At 59.6% G+C, this 22,903-nt stretch carries 21 protein-coding genes and 1 pseudogene; 12 read left to right on the plus strand and 10 right to left on the minus strand.

Annotated features, from left to right (window positions below):
• The 3 genes and pseudogenes from WFM46_RS17180 to WFM46_RS17190 all read right to left on the minus strand — a co-directional run.
• Positions 1-234, minus strand: a pseudogene (locus WFM46_RS17180) (TonB-dependent siderophore receptor); the annotation flags it as partial.
• A gap of 138 nt (positions 235-372) precedes the next feature.
• A complete protein-coding gene (locus tag WFM46_RS17185) occupies positions 373-1,353 on the minus strand; it encodes a helix-turn-helix domain-containing protein (RefSeq protein WP_336998107.1) in 981 nt (326 codons plus the stop codon).
• 137 nt (positions 1,354-1,490) lie between these two features.
• Positions 1,491-1,724 carry a DUF2171 domain-containing protein gene (locus tag WFM46_RS17190; RefSeq protein ID WP_103178088.1) on the minus strand — a complete coding sequence of 78 codons (234 nt, stop codon included), beginning with the start codon at positions 1,722-1,724 and terminating at the stop codon, positions 1,491-1,493.
• A gap of 210 nt (positions 1,725-1,934) precedes the next feature.
• Here WFM46_RS17190 and WFM46_RS17195 point away from each other — a divergent pair, with 210 nt between their 5' ends.
• Positions 1,935-2,120 (plus strand): DUF2767 domain-containing protein, encoded by a 186-nt coding sequence (locus WFM46_RS17195; RefSeq protein ID WP_103181021.1) that lies wholly within the window; start codon positions 1,935-1,937, stop codon positions 2,118-2,120.
• A gap of 41 nt (positions 2,121-2,161) precedes the next feature.
• On the opposite strand, the gene WFM46_RS17200 is transcribed toward WFM46_RS17195, so the two are convergent.
• On the minus strand, positions 2,162-3,283 hold the full coding sequence (locus tag WFM46_RS17200; RefSeq protein WP_103178087.1) for a ribosomal protein uL16 3-hydroxylase: 1,122 nt from the start codon (positions 3,281-3,283) through the stop codon (positions 2,162-2,164).
• Positions 3,284-3,490: 207 nt separating this feature from the next.
• Between WFM46_RS17200 and WFM46_RS17205 the strand changes: the two genes are divergently transcribed.
• Positions 3,491-3,787: an SH3 domain-containing protein gene (locus WFM46_RS17205; RefSeq protein ID WP_336998108.1), complete on the plus strand. Its 297-nt coding sequence runs from the start codon at positions 3,491-3,493 to the stop codon at positions 3,785-3,787.
• On the opposite strand, the gene WFM46_RS17210 is transcribed toward WFM46_RS17205, so the two are convergent.
• Complete coding sequence (locus tag WFM46_RS17210) at positions 3,784-4,554, minus strand: DeoR/GlpR family DNA-binding transcription regulator (RefSeq protein ID WP_336998109.1); 771 nt, start codon at positions 4,552-4,554, stop codon at positions 3,784-3,786. The two genes, WFM46_RS17205 and WFM46_RS17210, sit on opposite strands and share 4 nt — an antisense overlap.
• Before the next feature lie 98 nt (positions 4,555-4,652).
• Between WFM46_RS17210 and WFM46_RS17215 the strand changes: the two genes are divergently transcribed.
• The 6 genes from WFM46_RS17215 to WFM46_RS17240 all read left to right on the plus strand — a co-directional run bounded on the left by WFM46_RS17215 (position 4,653) and on the right by WFM46_RS17240 (position 10,621).
• Entirely contained in the window at positions 4,653-4,811 is a 159-nt protein-coding gene (locus WFM46_RS17215) for a hypothetical protein (RefSeq protein WP_336998110.1), read from the plus strand.
• Complete coding sequence (locus tag WFM46_RS17220) at positions 4,808-5,965, plus strand: MFS transporter (protein WP_336998111.1); 1,158 nt, start codon at positions 4,808-4,810, stop codon at positions 5,963-5,965. The genes WFM46_RS17215 and WFM46_RS17220 overlap by 4 nt, the downstream gene beginning before the upstream one ends.
• Before the next feature lies 1 nt (position 5,966).
• On the plus strand, positions 5,967-6,353 hold the full coding sequence (locus WFM46_RS17225; RefSeq protein WP_103178083.1) for a VOC family protein: 387 nt from the start codon (positions 5,967-5,969) through the stop codon (positions 6,351-6,353).
• 134 nt (positions 6,354-6,487) lie between these two features.
• Entirely contained in the window at positions 6,488-8,533 is a 2,046-nt protein-coding gene (locus tag WFM46_RS17230; protein ID WP_336998112.1) for an McrB family protein, read from the plus strand.
• Complete coding sequence (locus tag WFM46_RS17235; protein WP_336998113.1) at positions 8,530-9,837, plus strand: McrC family protein; 1,308 nt, start codon at positions 8,530-8,532, stop codon at positions 9,835-9,837. Before WFM46_RS17230 ends, WFM46_RS17235 begins: the two co-directional genes overlap by 4 nt.
• A gap of 166 nt (positions 9,838-10,003) precedes the next feature.
• A complete protein-coding gene (locus tag WFM46_RS17240) occupies positions 10,004-10,621 on the plus strand; it encodes a response regulator transcription factor (protein WP_039030554.1) in 618 nt (205 codons plus the stop codon).
• Here WFM46_RS17240 and WFM46_RS17245 read toward each other — a convergent pair.
• Genes WFM46_RS17245 through WFM46_RS17265 form a run of 5 tightly spaced genes read right to left on the minus strand, consistent with a single transcriptional unit; the run spans position 10,613 to position 17,885 of the window.
• Positions 10,613-16,216, minus strand: coding sequence for a trifunctional serine/threonine-protein kinase/ATP-binding protein/sensor histidine kinase (locus WFM46_RS17245; RefSeq protein WP_336998114.1), 5,604 nt, complete (start codon positions 16,214-16,216; stop codon positions 10,613-10,615). The two genes, WFM46_RS17240 and WFM46_RS17245, sit on opposite strands and share 9 nt — an antisense overlap.
• Before the next feature lie 58 nt (positions 16,217-16,274).
• A complete protein-coding gene (locus WFM46_RS17250; RefSeq protein WP_159340139.1) occupies positions 16,275-16,643 on the minus strand; it encodes a response regulator in 369 nt (122 codons plus the stop codon).
• 26 nt (positions 16,644-16,669) lie between these two features.
• Positions 16,670-16,927, minus strand: coding sequence for a DUF1427 family protein (locus WFM46_RS17255; RefSeq protein ID WP_159340140.1), 258 nt, complete (start codon positions 16,925-16,927; stop codon positions 16,670-16,672).
• Positions 16,924-17,133, minus strand: a complete 210-nt coding sequence (locus WFM46_RS17260) for a DUF1427 family protein (protein WP_032616311.1) — start codon at positions 17,131-17,133, stop codon at positions 16,924-16,926. The genes WFM46_RS17255 and WFM46_RS17260 overlap by 4 nt, the downstream gene beginning before the upstream one ends.
• A 59-nt stretch (positions 17,134-17,192) precedes the next feature.
• Positions 17,193-17,885 carry a hydrolase gene (locus tag WFM46_RS17265; RefSeq protein WP_103823317.1) on the minus strand — a complete coding sequence of 231 codons (693 nt, stop codon included), beginning with the start codon at positions 17,883-17,885 and terminating at the stop codon, positions 17,193-17,195.
• Positions 17,886-18,119: 234 nt separating this feature from the next.
• On the opposite strand from WFM46_RS17265, the gene WFM46_RS17270 reads away from it, so the two are divergent.
• The 4 genes from WFM46_RS17270 to WFM46_RS17285 are packed head-to-tail and all read left to right on the plus strand — an operon-like array spanning position 18,120 to position 22,866.
• A complete protein-coding gene (locus WFM46_RS17270) occupies positions 18,120-19,991 on the plus strand; it encodes an amidohydrolase (protein ID WP_336998115.1) in 1,872 nt (623 codons plus the stop codon).
• Between the two features lie 5 nt (positions 19,992-19,996).
• Positions 19,997-20,407, plus strand: coding sequence for a DoxX family protein (locus WFM46_RS17275; protein WP_442913467.1), 411 nt, complete (start codon positions 19,997-19,999; stop codon positions 20,405-20,407).
• Complete coding sequence (locus tag WFM46_RS17280) at positions 20,404-22,014, plus strand: MFS transporter (protein ID WP_336998116.1); 1,611 nt, start codon at positions 20,404-20,406, stop codon at positions 22,012-22,014. The genes WFM46_RS17275 and WFM46_RS17280 overlap by 4 nt, the downstream gene beginning before the upstream one ends.
• Positions 22,015-22,044: 30 nt before the next feature.
• On the plus strand, positions 22,045-22,866 hold the full coding sequence (locus WFM46_RS17285; RefSeq protein ID WP_336998117.1) for an alpha/beta fold hydrolase: 822 nt from the start codon (positions 22,045-22,047) through the stop codon (positions 22,864-22,866).
• The last annotated feature ends 37 nt before the right edge of the window (positions 22,867-22,903 follow it).

The raw sequence follows: 22,903 nt of genomic DNA on the forward strand, positions 1-22,903 counted from the left end.
GCTCACCGCCTGGCGGACGCTGGTGGCGCCCTGCTCCTCAAACTGCTCGCGGGTAACAATCGACACCGCCTGCGGGGTCTCGATATCCGGCGTCGCCAGCTTGGTGGCGCCACTCTGCATCTGCGAGGTGACAACAACCGTTTCGGTTTTTGGCGTCTCCTGCGCCATCAGGGGGAGCGCGACGCTCCCGGTAACCCATCCCACCAGCAGTGCCAGCCGCGATTTAGCGAACATGAAAATCTCCAGAGCTATTTCTAATTATTAATGAGAATTATTACCTTTTTCATTTAGAAGATAGCTATGCGCGCTGCCAGAGTACGTATGCGCAATGCCAAACCGCACGAATGGCGTTGGCGATGGGGAAAAAACGGATTAGCAGCCGTTACGGACCGCGCCGGGGCAGATGCCGTAGCGACGGCGAAAGGCGGTGGCAAAGTTGGTGGCGTGCTGGTAGCCGGACATCCACGCCGCCTGCTGCACGCTGTGGCCTTCCAGCAGATAGCGGCGCGCCAGCGCGAGGCGGCAGTCGCGCAGGTAGTCGAATACCGTGCAGCCATAGGCCTGACGGAATTTGCTGCGCAGGCTGCTGGGGCTCATTGCGGCCTGAGCCGCCAGCTGGGCGAGGGTGTACTCCTGCTCCGGAGCCTGCGCCAGCAGATGACGGATCTGCTCCAGCCGGGCATGCTCACCGCCGGCAGCGCTAACCCGCGCCGCGCCCTCCTGCTCCCGCAGGTGCAGGCCGTGGCCGAGCAGCTGGTACATCACCCCTTCCAGCAGCAGCTGGCGCGACAGGCTGCTGCGCTCGCGCTGGCGGGCATGCTGGATCCCGGCCAGCACAAAATCTGGCACCTGCCAGACAAAGGTGGGGGCATTCAGCCTCTCCCACTGCGCCAACAGTGAGGCAAGCAGGTTTTCCCGGCGGGCATCATCAGGGTAAACCCCAAAAGAGAGGGTTTTCAGGGCGATATCCGCATCATGACGGGCAGACATCGCCTGCTGCTCGCTCAGCCTGGCGCTGAACGCCATGCCGGGGCGCACCGAGTAAACCTTGCCGCTGAGGGTCAGGGTCACGCAGCCTTCCAGCACCACCAGCACATAGAGCGGGCTGCTGTGGCGGGAGGTGGTTTCATAGGGTTGCAGAACGCGGACATCGGAGTGAGTTAATGAGATGCCGGACGGCAGAATCATCTCTTCGACATCGCCGTGCAGAACGGGGCTGCTGCTGGCGCATGTATCAGTGAGTAGCGGAAAACGGTAGTCAATGCCGTAGCGCTCGCCAAAGACCTTAAAGTCAGCAACGGAAAAGGTTTTTTTCGCTGTGGGGGCCGGGTGAGGGAGCATTGAGTCGGACATACCTGCGCCTGGAAAAGCATATTAAAAATAAAACAGTATCACTCCTTTAACGCGGCGGCAATGCAGGCAAATTTAATAAATATTAAGCTCCGACAAGATGCCGGAGCTAAAATATATCCGCCTGGTGCTGGCGATTATTACGCTTCTTGCCAGCCAGCAAACACTTCTTTATGGTCTTTGGTCAGAACCACATTATTCCCGTCGATTTTATCGACCCACTCAAGCGGAATATAATGGTGTTTACCGCCAGACTCGGAGTCATTTTTTGCGAGCTTAATGCGGTTGCCGTCAAGATGGTCAACGGTGCCAACGTGGGTACCGCAGCTTGCCATTACCTGAGCATGGTCCTTGATTTCACTCTGGTTTACCATAATTAATTCTCCTCATTTGGTTTCTACGGGTGTGACACGAAACTAACTGTAGTCCATAAATAACGTTTCGACCGCCTCATTAGCATTTCGAAACATTATTTCCCGCCGCGTTTTAGGTTCGCACGAAATATATAAGAATCAACTGAGAAATATTCCAGGCACGTTATTATGTCGCATAATTATCTTCACGCACTCAACATGGAGGCATATATGGTAGAAACCAATCGTACCGAAATATCCCTGGCTCTTGGTGAAGCGGTTTTAGATATCGTCCAAAAAGGCCAGGAGGTGTCGAGAGAGAATCTGGCACGGGCCATGAAAAGTAAAGCGGAGCGAGAACCTGATGACGAGCGCCTTCTTGATTACTGGAAAGCCTGTCATATCCTTGCCGCTTAAAGGTGGCGGCGTGGAGCCTGTGCCCCGCGCCGCCTTTGTGATCACTCGTCGAAGTACCAGTAACCCTGGTTAATCAGCCCGGTCAGCTCGTCCACAAATGCCGGATTTCGCAGGGCATCGCCCAGCTCCGCACGGCTAAGCTCGGTGTAGCGGCACAGTGCATCCGCTGCGTTTGCATCCGACACCTCCAGCCGCTCGCTGTTGATAAAGAAGCTGCCCCCGACATTCAGCACCCGCAACCCGCTCAGGCGAGTCAGCGTTTCGCCGCCCGTCAGCGCGTCGAGTACCTCTTCCGGCGTGTACTCCGGTTCCGCCGGGGCAATATCCAGCTCGTGGCGCGGCGTGGAGATGAAGCTGCCAAACCACTGTGTAAAATCGTCTGGCTTGCTGATCATGTCGATCATCATCTTGCGCAGGCGCTCAAGCTCATAGGCCTCAACCCGGCCCGGATGGTCGCGGCAGGTGAGATCCGGATCGCTGTAGTGCTCTCCGCCCAGATCGTTTTCCAGCGCGTAATCGGCAAAGCTGCTGATCAGATCCCGGCCATTCGGCCCGCGGAAACCTACGGAGTAGTTGAGCGCCGTCTCGTGGGTGAAGCCATCGTGGGGGAATCCAGGCGGAATATAAAGAATGTCGCCCGGGGCCAGATCTTCGTCGATGATCGGCTCAAAAGGATCGACATGAAGCAGCGCCGGATGCGGGCAGAACTGACGCATCGGCAGCTTGTCACCCACGCGCCAGCGACGGCTACCCATCCCCTGGATGATAAACACATCGTACTGATCGATATGCGGACCCACGCCGCCGCCCGGCACCGAGAAGGAGATCATCAGATCGTCCAGACGCCAGTCCGGCAGGACGCGGAACGGACGCACCAGCTCGGCGGCAGGGGCGTGCCAGTGGTTAACCGCCTGCGCCAGCAGCGACCAGCCGGTTTCGCCTAAGCCATCGAAGTGCTCGAACGGACCGTTGCTGGCGTGCCATTTGCCCTCTTTATGGCTCACCAGGCGACTGTCCACCTCCGGCTCCATCGCCAGCCCTGCCAGCTCATCCGGGCTGATAGGATCGACAAAATTTGGCAGTGCGTTTTTGAGGACAACGGGTTTCTTTTGCCAGTATTTTTCTAAAAATTCCGGCCAGTTCAGGTTGAGTTGATACGCCATGGTTAGCACCAGTTAAAAAGACAAACGGGTGTGATTATAGGAAGAGGTGGGGCCGCGCTGCCTTGTCGTGGGTCAAGGGGGAATGAAAACCTGCCCATTAAGCCATTCGCATGACACAGGGTGACAGTTTCACGCTTTATCGTGAGCGCAAGTTACAGAGCGACTTATATCGTTAATCACTAAGAGCGTATTGTCATGAGGCCTGCGATGAGCCCGTTTATTGAACTGCCGGTTTCCGCCAGCGTAAAGACGCTAATGGAGGTTTATACCCGTAAGGAGACCCCGTCCGTTTTCGCACCTGTGGCCGGTGAGCTGCCTGAAGGAAGCGTGGTTCGCATTCAGGCGGCGGTGGTGGGTGATGCGGTGCAGGGAAATCCTCACTGGTACCGGATTGATGAAGAGACCTTTATCTGGGCGGGCGCCTGCACGCCGCTCCAGCCCTGTCCCGAATTTCCGCCTGCTACGCGCGTTAACTGGACGGCGGTGGTGTTTGCGGTACGTTAGGCGCTGATAACCCGCACATCCTCTGCCGTAAACGCCGCAATCGCCTCCTGATCCAGGCTCGCCTCCACCACCAGCACGTCGATATCGCGGCTTTTCGCCACCACAAAGCGCGCCACGCCGGGAATTTTGTCGGTAGTGAGCGCCACGATGGTCTGGCTGCTCTGGCCGATCACCGCTTTCTTGAACTCGCAGTCAGCAAAGTCGAAACCGGTCAGCCCCATGCCGGGATCCATGGCGCAGCCACCGATAAACGCCTGATCGAAAATCATCCCCTGGATCTGGCTGGCCGCCGTCGCCCCCACCGCACCGCCGGAGCCGCGCTGGATCTGTCCGCCGGTGATAATCACCTCACACAGCGGGTGACGCAGCAGCTCTGCGGCGATGGCCGGGGAGTTAGTCACCACGGTGACGGCCAGATCCGGGGGGAGCGCCTTCGCCAGTGCAAGGTTGGTGGTGCCGGTATCGATAAAGATACAGCTACCCGGCTTGATCAGGGTTGCCGCTTTCTGCGCGATCGTGACTTTTTTTGCGTGGTTTTGCTGCTCGCGGCTGTAGAAGTTCCCGGCATCGGCCAGCTGTAGCACCGCCCCGCCATAGACCTTCTTACAGAATCCTTCTTTGCTAAGCTCATGTAAATCACGGCGAATCGTGTGTTCCGATACCTGCATGCGGATCGCCAGGTCGGCACAGACCACCCGGCCATTTTCTTGCAGGATCTGGCGGATCCGATCTTGTCGTTGTTCCGGGAAAGCTGCATAATCGAGCATAAATAATCTTCTCTGGATTTGAATCGAGCAACAATGCGCATAATGTTGCATGACGACGCGCTCTGTCAATCCACCTGGCCCGAAACCGGAGTATCACAATGAAGCGCTATGATGATTACCACCAGCAGGTGCCCGCCACCCAGCCCCATGACGGCTTTCTGTTTGAACCTGTGAACGCAGATGCGCGCGCCGGGGAAACGGTGCAGCGCACGGCGCCTGCCTCCCCGTTACAGAAACCTGATAAGGATGTGAAATGACCTCTCAGACCACCGGAGCCGTCCACCGGCTTGCCACCCGGATCGTCTTTTTTATTGCCGGTTACGTCACCGCCACCTGGGCGGTGCTTGTGCCCTACGCCAAAGCCAACACCGGCGTTAACGAGGCCACGCTTGGCTCGCTGCTGCTCTGTCTGGGGATGGGGGCGTTAATTGCGATGCCGCTCACCGGGATGCTGACCAGCCGCTACGGCTGCCGCCGGGTGATTGTCACCGCGATGGTCATCGTACTGCTCACCACCCCGTTGCTGGCCATCATCCCGGATCCGCGCCTGCTCGCCGCCACATTGCTGCTGTTTGGCGTGGGGGTCGGCGTGACGGACTGCGCCATGAATATTCAGGCGATCATCGTTGAGCGCGACGCCCCCGGGCCGGTGATGTCTGGTTTTCACGGCATGTACAGCGTGGGCGGCATTGCCGGCGCCGGGGCGATGACCCTGCTGTTGACCCTCGGGGCCAGCGCTTTTATCGCCTGCCTGATCATCATCCTGAGCGTTATCCTGATGCTCGCTTTCAGCCTGAAGGGGCTACTGCCCTGGGCCAATCCCGCCTCTGGCCCGGCCTTTGCCGTGCCGCGCGGCGTGGTGCTGCTGATCGGCCTCATCTGCTTTGCGGTGTTTCTCGCCGAAGGCACGGTGCTGGACTGGAGCGCGGTGTTCCTGACCGAGGTGCGCGGCGTGCCTGAATCCCTGGGCGGGCTGGGCTTCACCTGCTTCTCGGTGGCGATGACCTTTTTCCGCTTAACCGGCGATAAACTGATCGCCCGCACCGGCGCCCTGCGCACCGTGGTGGGGGGCGCCATCGTGGCCGCCGCAGGGTTTGCGCTGGTGACCTTTGTCCCGCAGTGGCAGCTGTCATTGCTGGGCTACGTGCTGGTGGGCGCCGGTTGCGCCAATATCGTGCCGGTGATGTTCTCCGCCGTTGGCCGCCAGACACGCATGCCGCAGGCAGTTGCCGTCCCGGCTATCACCACCCTGGGCTATCTCGGCGTGCTCGCCGGGCCCGCAATTATCGGTTTCGTGGCGCACGCCACCTCTTTAACCCAGGCGTTTATGGTCATTATGGTGCTGATGCTGGTCGTCGCCCTGCTCTCCGTGACCGTCACCGCCTCTCAACCCGCCCGCAGCGAGGGATAAGATGAATATTGCACATGTGGCACTCTGGACCCGTAACCTGGACGCACAGGTCCACTTCTGGCAGACGGTTTTTGGCGGCCAGCGTAACGAACGCTACCTCAGCAAAAACCGTCCGGGCTTTGAATCGCACTTTATCACGCTGTCCGACGGACCGACTATCGAGCTAATGACGGTGCCGGATCTGCCCGATCGCCCTTCGCACCCGGAGTTTGTCGGCTGGGCGCATATCGCCCTGAACGTGGGTAGCAGGGCGGATGTGGATCGGATGGCGGAGCAGGCGCGGTTGAGCAATACGCTGCTGAGCGCTCCAAGGATGACGGGAGATGGCTATTATGAAGCGGTAATTGCGGACCCGGACGGGAACCGTATTGAGCTGGTGGGGGAGTGAGACAGCGCATTCAGGACTGAAACACAACCGGATAATTCGTCACTGCCTCCCCTGAACAGGCAGTGACGCAATTCAGATAAATCCTATAAAATACGGATTATCTTAATTTCTTTATCCTCCACATGGAGTGCGTCATGGTTCAGGATTCATCTGCGTTAGCCCCTTTCTTCAATGCCCACATTGCAAAAAACGATCGGTATAGCCCGGATTGGGGTAAGCGCTACCGCAAACTTGTTGACAAGATTCAGGCAGAAAAACCCAATTTTAGCGCGGATACGATCCGACAGATCTGGTATGATCGCAGCAATGGTATCTCAAGCCTGAAACAGGGCGGCATGTCCCAGTTTGAATTCGAATCTGCGCAAAAACAGCTTCTCGCTCTTACCCGTCAAATAGCTAAAGAGTGCTCCCTGGACAATTACGAACAGGTAATCAAACGCCTGCTCAAGCTGAAAGCTGACGGCGTGCTGAACAAAGTTTACTGGGCATTATGCCATCGCGCCTTTGCAGCCTTTTATCCTCAGCAAATCACTAATGTCGTCAACGTCAGTTATTTTTTCAGTAGCTATAACTACTGCAATAACCATTTTCAACTCGGACTTCCAAAGGAGCAGGGATGGTTTGCACGTAATCTGGATCTCAAAAAAGCGCTGCATAGAGCATTAGGTGATGAGATCGATCCTATCGAACTTAACATGTCACTCTGGCATCTCTATAACCAGGTGATTGAGAAAAAAAATGATATCACGACACTCGGCAGTGACATGACCTCCTCCGAGGAGGAGCAGGACGAAAAAGTGAGCACTCCGCAACTGCCGAAAAATACCATCCTTTACGGCCCGCCTGGTACCGGTAAAACCTATCGCACTATTGCCCTGGCTGTGCGTGCCTGCGAACCCGAAGCGTACTTGCAGCAGTTTGGTAAAGATGAAACTGAAAAACGCCGCGAGCTAAAAAAAATCTACGACCGTCTGATTGCTGAAAAACGGGTGCGTTTTATTACTTTCCATCAGAGTTTCGGCTACGAGGAGTTTATTGAGGGGTTAAGAGCGGAGACCACTGACGACGGCAATATTCGCTATGAAATCAAACCGGGTATTTTTAAACAAATCTGTGAGGATGCCGCATTCGGTCACGCAGGCGTTCAGCTAAAACTTGATAAAGCGCTTGCCCGTCTGCAAGGGCGTCTGGCAGAAGGCGAGAACATTATCCTTGAAACGCAGCGAGGGAAACCTTTCCAACTGACTTATAAGAGCCAGACTACCTTTGGGATCTTCCCGTCGCAATCAAAAAAAGATGATTTAGACCAGGGCTATAATGCCTACCTCAAAGACATCCGTCTGGTTTACCAAAACCCGAAGGCTGAAGTACATAATCCCTCATATGTACGCAGCATTATTAACTATCTGGTTGATCAGGGCGAAATATCCTTAAACCCTGAGGAGATGCCTGAAAAACGACAAAACTACGTCCTGATTATTGACGAAATTAACCGTGGCAATATCTCTAAAATTTTTGGCGAGCTGATCACGCTGATCGAAACCTCTAAACGCGCCGGAGAGCCTGAAGCGCTTAGTGTTATGCTGCCTTACTCTGCCACCTCATTCAGCGTACCAAATAATCTCTATCTGATTGGTACTATGAATACCGCCGACCGGTCTCTCACTGCTCTGGACACCGCCCTGCGACGCCGGTTCGAATTCGAAGCCATGCTGCCAGATATTGATGTTCTGGCTAATACCATCGTTAAGGGCATAAATCTGCCGCGCCTGCTGCAAACCCTAAATGACCGCATCCAGGTACTGTATGACAGCGAACACACGCTTGGTCACGCCTTTTTCATCCCGGTTGTGCAGGCCAGAGAAGACGAAGAGCTGGCCTTTGCAAGACTCAAGCGGATCATGAGAAATAAGGTTCTGCCGCTGCTGGAAGAGTACTTCTATAATGACTGGCAAAAGATCCGCATGGTGCTGGGCGATAACCAGAAAGACGAACAACTGCAATTTATCCGCGAGGTAAAAGATCAGAAACAGTTCGCTGACCTCTTCGGCATGAGTGGCACTAACGACCTGCAAGAGATCGGCTCCCGTTTCTTGCTGGCTGACGAAGATGACGACATCTGGAATAACCCACTCGCCTGGCAGCAAATTTATGCCTTACGCAAAGGTAACGGGGAATGAGCTCCCGACAACATTTTACCGTCTTCGAATACGGACACCTGGTAAGCGAAAAAGATAGCGACCGCGTAGCTTATGCGGTCGCCTTGCCCGCTCGCCTGTTTGAGTGGCTTGAGCAGCGCGCTCTGAGGGATGATGCGGAGAACACGCATCGCCTGCTTACTTTACGTAGCCGGGGTGGTGTAAAGACCCTTCAGGTAAAGAATTATACCGGGGTGATCGCCCTGCCCGGCAATAGCTTTATTGAAGTGCTGCCAAAAACCGGACACAGCGAAGAGAATGTCGACATCGCACGTCAACAGCTCCTGATGATGCTGCGTACACTAAAATCCTTTCGCCATATTGCTACCTCCACATCCAGCATCAGGACCTCAAAAATGCCGCTGTTGGATGTGTTTATTCAGCAATTTATCGATAGCGTACAGCAAATTGTGCGTCAGGGCCTGAAACGAGACTATTTGCGTCTTCAGGATAATTTGCCCTGGATGAAGGGAAAATTGCGGATCTCCGCCCAGCTCACCAAAAATTGTGTAAGAAAGGATCGTTTTCAGGTTGAGTTTGATGAGTACAACGTTGAACGCCCGGAAAACTGCATCCTGAAAACCGCGCTTGCTAAGGTCTATCGCCAGACGCGCCATCCACAACTTTTGCAGCAACTTCGCCCATTGCAGGCACACTTTGAAGATATCCCGTCTATCAACGATGTTCGCGTTGCCTTCGACCAGGTGCGGCTGGATCGCCATATGCACCATTACGAACATGCACTCGCCTGGGCCCGGTTGATCCTGCTGGGTCAGTCGCCTCACTGTATGCAGGGGGAATCCAGTGCGATCTCTCTGCTTTTCCCGATGGAGGCGGTATTTGAGTCTTTTGTCACGGCATGGATGCGTCATCACTATCGCCACAGCTGGCATGTAGAGCCACAAGTCTATGAACATAAACTGGTGCGATTCAACAGCGATGAACTCTTTGGTCTTTGGCCCGACATCAAATTAAGGCCGCGGGAGGGAAGCACTGGAGCGACAATCGTTTGCGATATTAAATGGAAAATTGCGGACGATCGTAAGGCTCAGCTCGATCAGTCCCGGGACGATCTCTTTCAGATGCTGGCATACGGGGTGAACTACCTACAGGGCAACGGGGATATGTTACTTATTTACCCTGCACACGATCATTTTAATCAGCCGCTGCAAATGCCCTACGAATTTTGCAATACAGGTATACGCTTATGGATTGTACCCTTTTATATTGGCGAAACCCTACAAGCGTCTGAGCTGCGGCTACCCGATGCGCTGAGCCTGCAATAATTCGCCTTTCATATAGTTATCATATTGTTAAATGATAATGATAATTAATGTGTTAAAATTGACATGTTCATAAAACTGCCACCTGAAACGCATGAACAGAGGGGGCGGTTTTTACGCTGAGCGAAAATCCTCTCATCTTTGTCAGGCTGAAACATTGGGGCTATTAATGGAACACATTGTCTATGTCGTTGATGATGATCACGCTGTAAGGCGGTCCGTGGTCGGGCTGCTGGAGTCTGCCGGGCTGAACGCCCTCGACTTCTCCTCGGCAGAATCTTTTCTGCAACACACCTTTGAAGATGTGCCCTCCTGCGTGATCCTCGATATGCAGATGCCCACCATCAGCGGGTTTGAAGTGGCGGACTCCCTGAAGGCCAGCGGGCGCGAGATCCCGATAATCTATCTTACCGGCCACGGCACCATTCCGATGACGGTGAAGGCGATGAAGGGCGGTGCGTATGAGTTTCTCACCAAGCCGGTGGCGTCGAACGATCTGCTGAACTCCATTGGCGACGCGCTGAAGCTGGCGGAAGAGAACGCCCTGCAATTGCGGGAGCAGTACTCTCTGAAGCAGCGCCATCTCTCGCTGACGCCGCGGGAGCAGGAGGTGTTGCAGCTGGCGATCAGCGGGATGCTGAACAAGCAGATCGCCGCCGAACTGGGGGTGAGTGAAATTACCGTCAAAGTCCACCGCCGACGGGTAATGGAGAAGATGCAGGCCCGCTCGCTGGCGGATCTGGTCAGGGCCGCGGAGCGCCTGACCAGAAGCCAGCCCTCAGAGTGACGTCTCGCCCTCCGCCAGCGGCAGGGTAAAGGCAAAGACAGAGCCGTGCGGCTCGCGGTTGCGGGCCGTCAGCTTGCCGCGATGGCGCTCGATAATGCTGTAGCTGATGGTCAGCCCCACCCCCATCCCCTGGGCTTTAGTGGAGTAGAACGAGTCAAAGATACGCTCGGTCTGCCCTTGGGCGATGCCGGTACCGCTGTCGGCGATTTCAAATGTGATCCCGCCCCCTTCCGGGTTCGAGGTGGAGAGCAGCAGCGTACCGGGCCGCGTTTTGATCTCGGCCATCGCCTCCACCGCGTTCATCACCAGATTCAGCAGCACCTGCTGGATCTGTACGCTATCAGCCACAATAAAACTGTTCGCCGCCGCCAGGGCATAGCTGACGCTGATGTTCCGCCGCTCCAGCTCGCTGCGCGAAAGAGTGATGATGTGCCGCACCAGATAGTGCAGATCGATACGGGCAAAGGCCGGATCCTGTTTCCGGGTGAGGGACTGCAGGCTGCGAATGATCTCCCCTGCCCGCTCCCCCTCGGAGACAATCTCCTCCAGCCCGAGCCTGGCCTTATCCAGCCGGGCCGGATCGCGGTTCAGCCAGCGCAGGCTGGCCCCGGCATTCGCGACAATCGACATCAGCGGCTGGTTGATCTCGTGGGCGATGGACGAGGTTAACTGGCCGACGGTGGTCGCCCGGGAGACGCGGGCCAGCTCGGCCTGCGCCACCCGCATGGCATCTTCCGCCGTCCGCTGGGTGGTGATGTCGGTGATGATGCCGTAATACTCGTTCACTTCGCTGCCCACGCCGACCGGATCGCCAATCCCCAGAATGGTGCGCACGGCGCCGTCGGCGCGGATAATGCGGAACTCGGCGCGCATGGTCAGGCCGTCGCGCACGCTCTCGGTCACCAGAGTGCTGATGCGCGGATAGTCATCCTGATGCACGAAGGTGAGAAACTCCGCCATCGAGATCATCTTCTGCTTCTCCGGCAGGCCCAGAATGCGGGCATACTCCTCCGACATAAACATCAGATCCTGTTGCAGCTCCCAGCGCCAGCTGCCGGTATGGCTGATCTGCTCCCCCAGCATCAGCGAGGTCTGGCTGGCCCGCAGCTCTTTCTCCACCCGACGCCGCTGCTGGTTCTCCTCCAGCAGCTCGGCATAGAGCCGGGCGGTCTCCAGTGAGATGGCGGCGTGCGCCCCCAGCAGGCTCACCACCCGGGAGTGCTCGACGGTAAAGACCTCCGGCATCAGGCGGTTCTCCAGGTAGAGCACCCCCACCAGCCGCGCCTGCTTGAACATCGGGACGCACATCACCGCCGCGCCGGAGGTGACCAGATACGGGTCCTGGCTGAAGGGGTGGAACTCTTCCGGTTTGCCGGTGTGGATCTCCTGCCCGGTGCGGATCACCGCCGCCAGTACCGTCAGCGGCATCTCAGTGGCCATCGGCACCTCTTTGCGGATCTGCACCTTCACGCCGTCGGTGGTGGTGCTGGCGCTGGCCTCGATCTCCGGGATGTTGTTGTCATTCACCCGGATTAAAAAGCCGCGCTGCGCCCCGGCCCGCTCCAGCAGGATAGTCATCAGGGTTTCGATCAGCCGCTCGAGGTTGATCTCTTCCGACAGGGCGCGCGACGCCTTGATCACGCTCTGTAAGTCGCGGATCTCCTCGTTACGGGCAAAGGCCACCGTGTCCCAGGCGTTGGCCTGGCCGGGGGCCAGCAGATAGGGGAAATCCCGCTCCAGCTGGCGCACTTTGGCCTGCGCCCCGGCCCGACCCCAGGCGGTCATCGCCCCGCGGAAGTGGGCCTCGGCGGCGGTGGTGTAGCCGCAGGCGTGGGCGAAGCGCCCCGCCAGCTCGTGGGCCAGGGCGTTGAAGGGGTTGAAGCCCCCTTCGCGCGACAGGCGCACCGCCTTCTCGTACTGTTCGAGGGCGATGCTGTTCATGCCGTCGAGGCGCACGATCTCGGCGTAGATCAACGCCTCTTTATCGGCAAAGGTGCCGGGGTTAACCCGCGCCCAGAGGGCGATCTTGTCGTAATGAAGGTGGATCTGACGGCGTAGATCGGCGGAAAACGTCTCCGGGGTCAGCTGCTGCGAGAGGGTGAGCGCGCTGTAAAGGTGGTAGTCCAGCAGGTGGATATGGCCCGGCGCGGACCAGGCAAAGCGCCCGGCCTGGGCCAGATTATCTGCCGCCTGCGGGAACTCGCCGCAGGCGAAGTGGGCCATGCCACGGTAGAGCCAGAACCAGAACAGCATGGTGGAGGTCTGCTCCGGAGCCTGCTCCGGGGCGGCAGGCAGCAGGGATTGCGGCAGCGCCTCGCTGGCGCTCCACTGACCGTTCACCGGGGTGCGCAGGTGCTCCACGTAGTGGCGCTGCATCAGCAGGATCGTCTCTATGTCCTGAAAATGGGTTTTACGCACGAAGGCCAGTCCGCGCTCGATGCTCATCAGCACCGCGTCGAGATGATCGCCCCGGGTGAGGAAGTTGATCACCTGGTGACAGGCGGCGAAGCAGGCCACCGTCATATCGCCGTGGGTCACGGCGGAGGTGAAGCAGGCCCTGGCGCACTCAATGGTGTAGCCCAGCGGCTGGGTCCAGACGCTAAGCTGATCCAGCGCCAGCAGGGTTTTGGCTTCGAAGGCGTCGTAGCCGTGGCGGTTGACCAGCTCCCGGGCCAGGGTGCCGTACTGGAAGCCGAGCCGGTATTCGGCGTAGCGGTGACCAATCAGCACCCCGAACCACGCCATCGCGGAGGTGGAGGCGCCGGTGATGCCGTGATCCAGGGTCAGGTGCATCATCCGGCACAGCAGAATGAAATGCAGGCGCGAGCTGGTGAAGCTGGCGAAGAGGCTGGCGCTGTTGAGCAGGTTCATCACCGCCTCGGTGTCGCCATCTTTCATCAGCGGCAGGCGGCTAAAATGGTCCTGCGGGTTCTCGCCAACGCGGTTGCACAGGCTCTGCCAGGCCTCGTCGCACTCGGCGGTCTCCGGGAAGCGGCTGACGTGAATGCCAAACACCGCCAGCCAGCAGAGGGCTGCCTCCAGCGCCAGCCGGTTGTCGGACTGGCGCATATAGACTTCGGCCAGCAGGTTGGCCGCCAGCGCTTTCTCCGCCAGCCCGCCGGGGGAGCCGAGAATGCGGTCGCACAGCCTGCGGGTGGCCTCAAGATTGCCCAGCGCAAACTCGCAGCCTGCCTCTTCGCTGTCGAGAATAAAGTCGCTGGCGCTCTCGGGCGACGATCCGGCGTTGCCCAGCGCCCGGGCGGTCTGGATATAGCTCAGGGCCGACAGATAATCCCCCGAGCGGCGGGCGCGGCGGGCGGCCAGCAGGCTTAGCTCGCGGAACATCTGGCGCTGGGGCGCAGGCTGAATGCTGTCCAGCGCCGCCGTCACGTGGTGGACGGCGCGGAACAGGATCTCGTTACCCGCCGCCTGACGGGCCGACTCCGCCAGCAGGCTGGCGGTAGTAAGGTGCAGGTGGCTGCGCTCGGCGTTATCCAGCAGGGCGAAGGCCGCCTCCTGAACCCGGTCGTGGGTAAAGGCATAGCCTTCCTCGCTGAGGGTGATCAGCTGCGCCGTCACCGCCGGATGCAGGGCGTAGCGGATCTCCGCCACCGACATTGATACCACCCGGCAGACCATCTCCAGCTCGCCGCTGCCGCCCAGACAGGCGATGCTGCCCAGCAGCCGACGGGTCTCTTCGGGCATCTCCTCCAGCTGCTGGAGCACCAGCGTGACCACGTTTTCGGTGTAGTGCCGGGTGCGGATGGCGTGCAGATCGTAGTGCCACTTATCCTGATATTTGTTGTGCGTCACCAGCCCGTCATCGACGATGCGGCGGAAGAACTCATGGACAAACAGCGGGTTGCCGCCGGTTTTCTCGTGGATCAGCCCGGCCAGATCCGCCGTGCTGGCGGATCGGGTATGGAAGATGCTCGCCAGCCAGCGCGACACCGCCTTCACCGACAGCGGCTCCGGGCACAGCTCGGTGGTATTGCGCGAGATCCGGTGCAGGTTCGCCAGCTGCTGATGCAGGGTGCTGTCCGGCACCGGGCAGACATCCCGGTGCGCCACCACCAGCAGCAGCGGCACGTTACTGGCGTTGGTCAGCAGGTACGCCAGAATTTGCAGGCTGGCGGCGTCGATCCAGTGGATATCATCCAGCAGCAACACCAGCGGGCAGCCCGCGCTGGCGAAGGTTTTCACCAGCGCCAGCACCATATGGCTGAAGCGCGCCCGGGCGTCAAGGGAGAAGCTGTCGCTGGAGAAGCGCGGCTTGTTCTCCAGCAGCAGCCGCAGCTCCGGCACCAGGCTGACGGCCAGCTCGTCATACCCCTCCAGCTCCCGCGACAGGCGGATCTTCCACTGCGCCACCTCCGTTGCCGACAGCCCCAGCAGGTGCAGCACCAGGGTGCGAAAGGCTGAGCTCAGGGCGGCATAGGGCAGCGTGGGGGAAAACTGATCCACCTTGCCTACCGCCAGCAGCACGTTGCGGTGCTGTAGCGCCTTTAGCGCCGAGGCGATAAGGGACGATTTGCCGATCCCCGACGGGCCGCTGATCGCCACAAATCCGGCAAGGTTGTCGCGGCATACCCGGTCAAAGGCGTGGATCAGATCCGTTGCCTGGGGATGGGCGGTGTAGAGGGTATCAGTGAGATGAAACGCCGGGGAGCGATCCTGCAAGCCGGGGGTAAAGGCGGCAATATCGCCCTCGTTGCTCAGGGTAGCCTGGCAGCGGCGCAGGTCGGCGATCAGGCCGTCGATGGTCTGGTAACGGTTCTCCGGTTTTTTCGCCAGCATCTTCAGGATGATGGCCGAGATCATAGCGGGCACGCCGGGGCAGACCGCTCCCGGGGAGCGCGGCTCCGAGGCGATGTGGTAATGCGCCCACTTGCCCTGATCCTGGCCGCCCAGCTCAAACGGCAGGCTGCCGGTGAGCAGCTCGTAGAGCACCACCCCGAGACTGTAGAGATCACTGCGGCTGTCCACCGAGCGGTGGGTGCGGGTGGTGTGCTCCGGCGACATGTAAGCAGGTGTGCCGCCCACGATGGCCAGTCGCGACTGCTGTAGCTCTTCCGAGGCGCCGGACGACAGGCCAAAGCCCCCCAGCCGACAGCTGTTGTCGTCATGAATAAAGATATTGCCGGGCTTGATATCCCCGTGTACCAGGTTGCGCAGATGCATCAGACGCAGAGGCAGGCTGATGCGGATCGCCAGCTCCAGGAAGCTCTGGATACAGGCCATCGGCGCACCAACGATGCGCGTCAGCAGCACAAAGGAAAAAGGGGCGTAAACCAGCGCAAATCGCCCGTGGTACTGCGTGGTGGCGACCGGACGGATAGCCCAGTCGTCGCTCAGGTACTCCCGCAGGGCAAACTCATTACGCAGCAGGCGCGTTGCGTTGGCCTCTTCTTCATCGCTCACGGCGGTGGCGATAATAAACGACCCGCCGGAGCTGGGCAGGCGGGCATTCAGCCAGCAGAGGCTCCCCTCCTGGCCCAGCGGGGTAAAAATGACATCTTCTTTAAGCACAAAAGCCCGCCCTTCGGATAAATTTCCGGGGGCGGGCCAGAGTGCAGGCAGCGATGGGGTGTTCATCCACGTTTCCTTATTTTTCTTCATTAATGGTTCTCGTGGGATAACGGTGCAGGTGGTGTCAGGTGGCGAGCGCGCGCTGAATGTGCGCCAGCAGCACATCGACGTTTATCGGCTTGCGCAAAAAAGCAACGGCGCCATTCTCAACAGCGTAGCGCTCTATGTTGTCATCCGCATGACCTGAGATAAAAATGAGCGGCGGCGGTGAACTGGCGATAAGGTGCAGCCTGTCGAGCATCTCCAGACCGTTCATCCCCTGCAGGCGGATGTCGGCAATCACCAGCGCCGCGTCTGTCAGCGCGGTGGGGTGGCTGAGAAACCCCTCCGCCGAGTCGAAGGCTTCTGTGGCATACCCCTCCGACTGCAGCAGGTTGCTTAACCCGCTGCGAACAGACCGTTCATCATCAATGATGGCTATGCGCTGCGGCATGCTCTCTTTCCTCAATATGGACGTGATTAAACCTCGCTGCCGTCGCCGGGACGGGGTGGAGGCGGAGTACCGCTGATTTTGGGTACGCATTCGTGGCGAAACCAGGTCATCGTCAGCTGACGGCTGAACAGGCGGCGGCCAATCGGGATCAACTGCTCCCCCACCAGCATGCCAAACAGCCCCATCAGCGCAACAACGGGCGGCGCGGGCGAGTGTACATCAATTGCGGCATAAATAACCCCTGCCAGAATTCCGCAGCTCAGCGAAACGACCCAGGCTTTCATGAGGAGGCTCCTGTGGAGAGGGTGACGGGCGCCTTTTGCGCGGTGTCGTCAGCATGCAAAAAATGGCGGGTGGCCTGTTCGCCTGCCAGCATGCCCAGCAGACCAATCAGCGCCAGCGCGGGCGGCGCCGGAGAGCGGACTTTCAACAGCGCGTAGAGCAGGCCGATAAGCACGCCTGCCGCGAGGGAAATTAACCCAGTACTCATGATGCACTCCAGAGAGGTCAGCGGCAGGCCGGATGAGGGCCCAGCCTGCCGCTGTTAACTTAGCGGACCGGGGCCGGAACCGGCGCCAGGGTTTCGTGCTCGCTCTTCTGGCGAGACGGTGCTTTGTGCACCATGGTGTAGGCGTAATCCACGCCCATGCCGTAGGCACCGGAGTGCTCACGCACGATATCCATTACCGCGTTGTAGGTCTCTTTGCGCGCCCAGTCACGCTGCCACTCCAGCATCACCTGCTGCCAGGTTACCGGGATCACGCCCGCCTGGATCATGCGCTGCATGGCGAAGTCGTGGGCCTCTTTTGAGGTGCCGCCAGAAGCGTCCGCCACCATGTAGATCTCGTAGTCGCCTTCCAGCATCGCGCACAGGGCGAAGGTGTTGTTGCACACTTCGGTCCACAGACCGGAGACCACCACTTTCTTCTTGCCATTGGCTTCCAGCGCGTCACGCACTTTCTGGTCATCCCAGGAGTTCATGGAGGTACGCTCAAGGATCTCTTTGCCCGGGAAAACATCCAGCAGTTCCGGGAAGGTGTTGCCGGAGAAGCTTTCGGTTTCAACGGTGGTGATGGTGGTCGGGATGTTGAACACTTTGGCCGATTTCGCCAGCGCTACCACGTTGTTTTTCAGCACCTGACGGTCGATAGACTGCACGCCAAACGCCATCTGCGGCTGCTGGTCGATGAAGATAATCTGACAGTTATCCGGGGTTAACACTTCGAGCTTTGAGTTAGACATAATGGTATCCAGTGAGGTTAACAGGTGAAATCGCACCACGCGTTGACGATGCGTTGAGTGCATCCTATGCCTCTCTGGCCCCGGCGGTAATTATCTCTTTGTATAATTAACCTTTCGTATAGTTATACGCAGGTATAGTTATACTTTGGTATACCTATCCCTTTGTATAACTGGTTTTTTTCAGTAACCGGTTCCAATAATCCTGACCATTCCCCCTCTCAGTCAGGAGCAATTATGACTTCCTCTGCCAAAGCAGATCTGATTCTGGTGAATGGCCAGTTTCATACCGTCGATCGTGAAAATCCCCTCGCCGAAGCGGTGGCCGTGCGTGACGGCAAATTCCTTGCAGTCGGCACCGCTGCCGAGGTGATGCAGTACCACGACGACGCCACCAAAGTGGTGGATCTGAAAGGCCACACCGCCATCCCGGGCCTCAATGACTCGCACCTGCACCTGATCCGCGGCGGGCTGAACTACAACCTCGAGCTGCGCTGGGAGGGAGTGCCCTCGCTGGCCGATGCCCTGCGGATGCTGAAAGAGCAGGCCCTGCGCACCCCGTCACCGCAGTGGGTGCGCGTGGTGGGCGGCTGGAGCGAGTTCCAGTTTGCCGAGCGCCGCATGCCGACCCTGGACGAGATCAACGAGGCCGCACCGGACACCCCGGTCTTTATCCTGCACCTGTATGACCGCGCCCTGCTCAACCGCGCAGCGCTGAAGGTGGTGGGCTACACCAAAGAGACCCCGAACCCGCCGGGCGGTGAGATCCAGCGCGATGCCAACGGTAACCCGACCGGGATGCTGATCGCCCGTCCGAACGCCATGATCCTCTACGCCACCCTCGCCAAAGGGCCGAAGCTGCCTCTGGAGCAGCAGGTGAACTCCACCCGCCAGTTTATGCGCGAGCTGAACCGCCTGGGCTTAACCAGCGCCATCGACGCCGGCGGCGGTTTCCAGAACTACCCGGAAGACTACGAGGTGATCGCCGAGCTGCACGAGAAAAAGCAGATGACCATCCGCATCGCCTACAACCTCTTCACCCAGCGTCCCGGTCATGAACTGGAAGATTTCGAGAAGTGGACCGATATGCTCAAGCCGGGCCAGGGCACCGACTTCTTCCGCCATAACGGCGCGGGGGAGATGCTGGTCTTCTCCGCCGCCGACTTTGAAGATTTCCTTGAGCCGCGCCCGGATCTGGCCCCCGGCATGGAGGACGAACTGGAGCGCGTGGTGCGCCATCTGGTGGAGCACCGCTGGCCGTTCCGCCTGCACGCCACCTACGACGAGTCCATCAGCCGGATGCTGGATGTCTTTGAGAAGGTGAACCGCGAGATCCCGTTCGACGGCCTGCACTGGTTCTTCGACCATGCTGAGACGGTGACCCAGCGCAACATCGACCGCATCAAGGCGCTGGGCGGCGGCATCGCCGTGCAGCACCGCATGGCCTTCCAGGGCGAGTACTTCGCCGAGCGTTACGGGATGGAGGCGGTGCGCCACACCCCGCCGGTCACCCGTATGCTTGAGACCGGCGTGCCGGTAGGACTCGGGACCGACGCCACCCGCGTGGCGAGCTACAACCCCTGGACTGCCCTCTACTGGCTGGTCTCTGGCCGTACCGTCGGCGGAATGCAGATGTACGATCACAGCGCCCGTCTGGATCGCGACACCGCCCTGATGCTCTGGACCCAGGGCAGCGCGTGGTTCTCCAACGAGCAGAACCAGAAAGGCCAGATCAAAAAGGGCCAGCTGGCGGATCTGGCAGTGCTGAGCAAAGACTACTTCCGCGTGCCGGAAGAGGAGATCAAGGGCATCGAGTCAGTGCTGACGGTGGTGGATGGCGATATCGTCTACGCCGCAGGCAGCTTCGGTCCGCTGGCGCCGCCTGCTATCCCGGTCCTGCCGGAGTGGTCCCCGGTGGTCAAGGTGCCGGGTCACTACCGCAGCGCACCGCCACAGGCCGCCCGCGTGGGGATGCAGCCTGCGCACCACTGTAGCGGTCCGTGCGGGGTGCACAACCATTCGCACGACTTTGCCCGCACGGCAGAGATGCCGGTGGCCGATGATAACGCCTTCTGGGGAGCGCTGGGCTGCAGCTGCTTCGCGTTTTAATCATGATGAATTCACAAACACAGACCCTGCCCCGGATTGACCTGGGGCTGTTCTTCCTGCGCATCACCGGCAGCCTGCTGTTGTTGTACGTGCATGGCCTGCCGAAGGTGCTGCACTTCAGCGAAGAGCTGACGCGGATCGAAGATCCCTTTGGCTTCGGGCCGTACTTCAGCCTGATCCCGGCGATCGTCGCCGAGGTGATCTGCCCGATCCTGATCCTGTTCGGCGTGGCGACCCGGCTGGCCTGCGTGCCAATCATCGCCGTGCTGCTGGTGGCGATGCTGGTAGTGCATCCGGGCTGGTCGATTGCGGAAGGTCAGTTTGGCTGGCTGCTGCTGATCATCTTCACCACCCTGGCCATCACCGGCCCCGGTGGCTGGCGGCTGCGTACACGTGCCACGGAGAGATTCGCATGACCCAGGTGACCGACGCGCACATCGAACATCCGCCTGCCCCGGCGATCTCAACGTGGCAGCCGCTGCACCAGCGAGTATTCCGCATGCTGTGGATCGCTACGGTGGTGTCGAACGTCGGCTCGTGGATGAGCGACGTCGGCGTGAACTGGAGCATGCTGACCCTGAGCGCCGATCCGCTGGATATCGCCCTGGTGCAGGCGGCAAGCAGCCTGCCGATGTTCCTCTTCGCCCTGCCCTCCGGGGTGATGGCGGACATCGTCGACCGGCGCAAGTACCTGCTCTTCTCCCAGCTGTGGGTGTTTATTGCCGCGGCGGGGCTGACGGTGCTGTCATTTACCGGCCAGGTGACCCCGACGGTGCTGCTGGTGGCGGCCTTTCTGCTGAGCGTGGGCAGCGCCATGAGCTCGCCGCCGTTCCAGGCGGTGGTGCCGGATCTGGTGAGTAAGGCGGAGCTGGGCCCGGCGATTGCGCTGAACTCACTGGGGGTGAATATCAGCCGCGCCATCGGCCCGGCGCTGGGGGGCTTTTTACTCTCGCTGGCGGGGCCGTGGATGGTATTCCTGCTCAACGCCCTGTCGGTGCTGGGCGTGGCCTGGGTGCTGTGGCGCTGGAAACCTGCGGCATCGGTGCAGCGCCTGCCGCCGGAGCACTTCTTCTCGGCGGTGCGTGCCGGGGTGCGCTATGTGCACGCCGCCCCGGTGCTGCGTAACGTGTTGATTCGTACCGTGGCGTTCTTTCTCTTCGCCAGCGCGGGCTGGGCGCTGCTGCCGCTGGTGGCGCGCCGGGAGCTGGGCCTCGGCCCGGCGGGGTACGGCATCATGCTGGCCTGCATCGGGCTGGGGGCGATTGCCGGGGCGGTGCTGCTGCCGCGTCTGCGCCAGCGCCTCAATGCAGACCAACTGATGGTGGCGGCGAGCCTGATCTTCGCCATCACCATGCTGGCCCTGGCCTTTGTGCGTCACTTCTGGCTGCTGAACCTGTTTGAGTTTTTCACCGGCTTTGCGTGGATCGCGGTGCTCTCCACCCTCAACCTCGGGGCGCAACGCAGCGCCGCACGCTGGGTGAAGGCCCGGGCGCTGGCGGTCTATCTGACGGTCTTCTTCGGCTCGATGACCGCGGGCAGCGCCCTGTGGGGGCAGATCGCCTCGCACGTCAACACCGCCACCTCGCTCTGCGTGGCGACGATCGGGATGCTGCTGGCGAGCGCCACGGTGCTGCGCTGGCGGCTTGAGAAAGATCCCAATCTGAACCTCGACACCAGCGGGCTTATCGCCGACGACGCCCGGGAGAACATCCCCAACGAACGCGGGCCGGTGCTGGTCTCCTGTGAGTACCTTGTCGATCCCGAAGCGGTACCCGATTTTCTGCAGGCGGTACACGAGCTGCGCCGGGTACGTCGCCGGGCGGGAGCCATGAGCTGGGCGGTGTATGAAGATATCGACCGGCCGGGCCTGTATATCGAGACCTTCCTGCTGGGATCGTGGGTGGAACACCTGCGCCTGCAGGAGCGGCACACCATGAATGACCACCTGCTGCAAAGCCGCGTCCTGGCTTTTCATCAGGGCGATGCCCCCCCGGCAACCCGCTATCTGGTGGCGCCGGTTTAAAACCTGAAACAACCTTTTGAGGAAGAGACTATGGCTACGATCAAAGCGAAAGACGGCACGCAGATTTACTACAAAGACTGGGGTGCAGGTAAGCCGGTGCTGTTCAGCCACGGCTGGCCGCTGGATGCCGACATGTGGGACAGCCAGCTTAACTATCTGGCCGAGCGCGGCTTTCGCGCTATCGCCTTCGACCGTCGCGGCTTTGGCCGTTCGGATCAGCCGTGGAACGGCTACGACTACGACACCTTTGCCTCCGACATCAACGACCTGATCACCGCCCTGGATCTGCGCGACGTGACCCTGGTGGGCTTCTCCATGGGCGGCGGCGACGTGAGCCGCTATATCGGCATCTACGGCACCGATCGCGTGGCGGGCCTGGCGCTGCTGGGAGCGGTAACGCCGATCTTCGGTAAATCCGACTCTTATCCGCAGGGTGTGGATCAGTCAGTCTTCGACGGCATTCGTGACGGCCTGCTGAAAGATCGCGCCCAGTTCATCAGCGATTTCGCCACCCCGTTCTACGGCCTCAACGCCGGGCAGAAAGTCTCTGAAGGCGGCCTGACCCAGACCCTGAACATCGCCCTGCTGGCCTCGCTGAAAGGCACCCTGGACTGTGTGTCCGCCTTCGCCGAGACCGACTTCCGCCCGGATATGGCGAAAGTCGACGTCCCGACGCTGGTGATCCACGGCAGCAACGACCAGATCGTGCCGTTCGAAACCACCGGCAAAGTAGCGGCGGAGCTGATTAGCAATGCGGAACTGAAGGTGTATGACAATGCACCGCACGGCTTTGCGCTGACGCATCAGGACCAGCTGAATGAAGACCTGCTGACGTTTGTGAAGTCGCTGTAAGTGTTTAAATGCCGGGTGGCGCTTCGCTTACCCGGCC

The sequence above is a fragment of the Leclercia sp. M50 genome (assembly GCF_037150775.1).
Lineage (GTDB): Bacteria > Pseudomonadota > Gammaproteobacteria > Enterobacterales > Enterobacteriaceae > Enterobacter.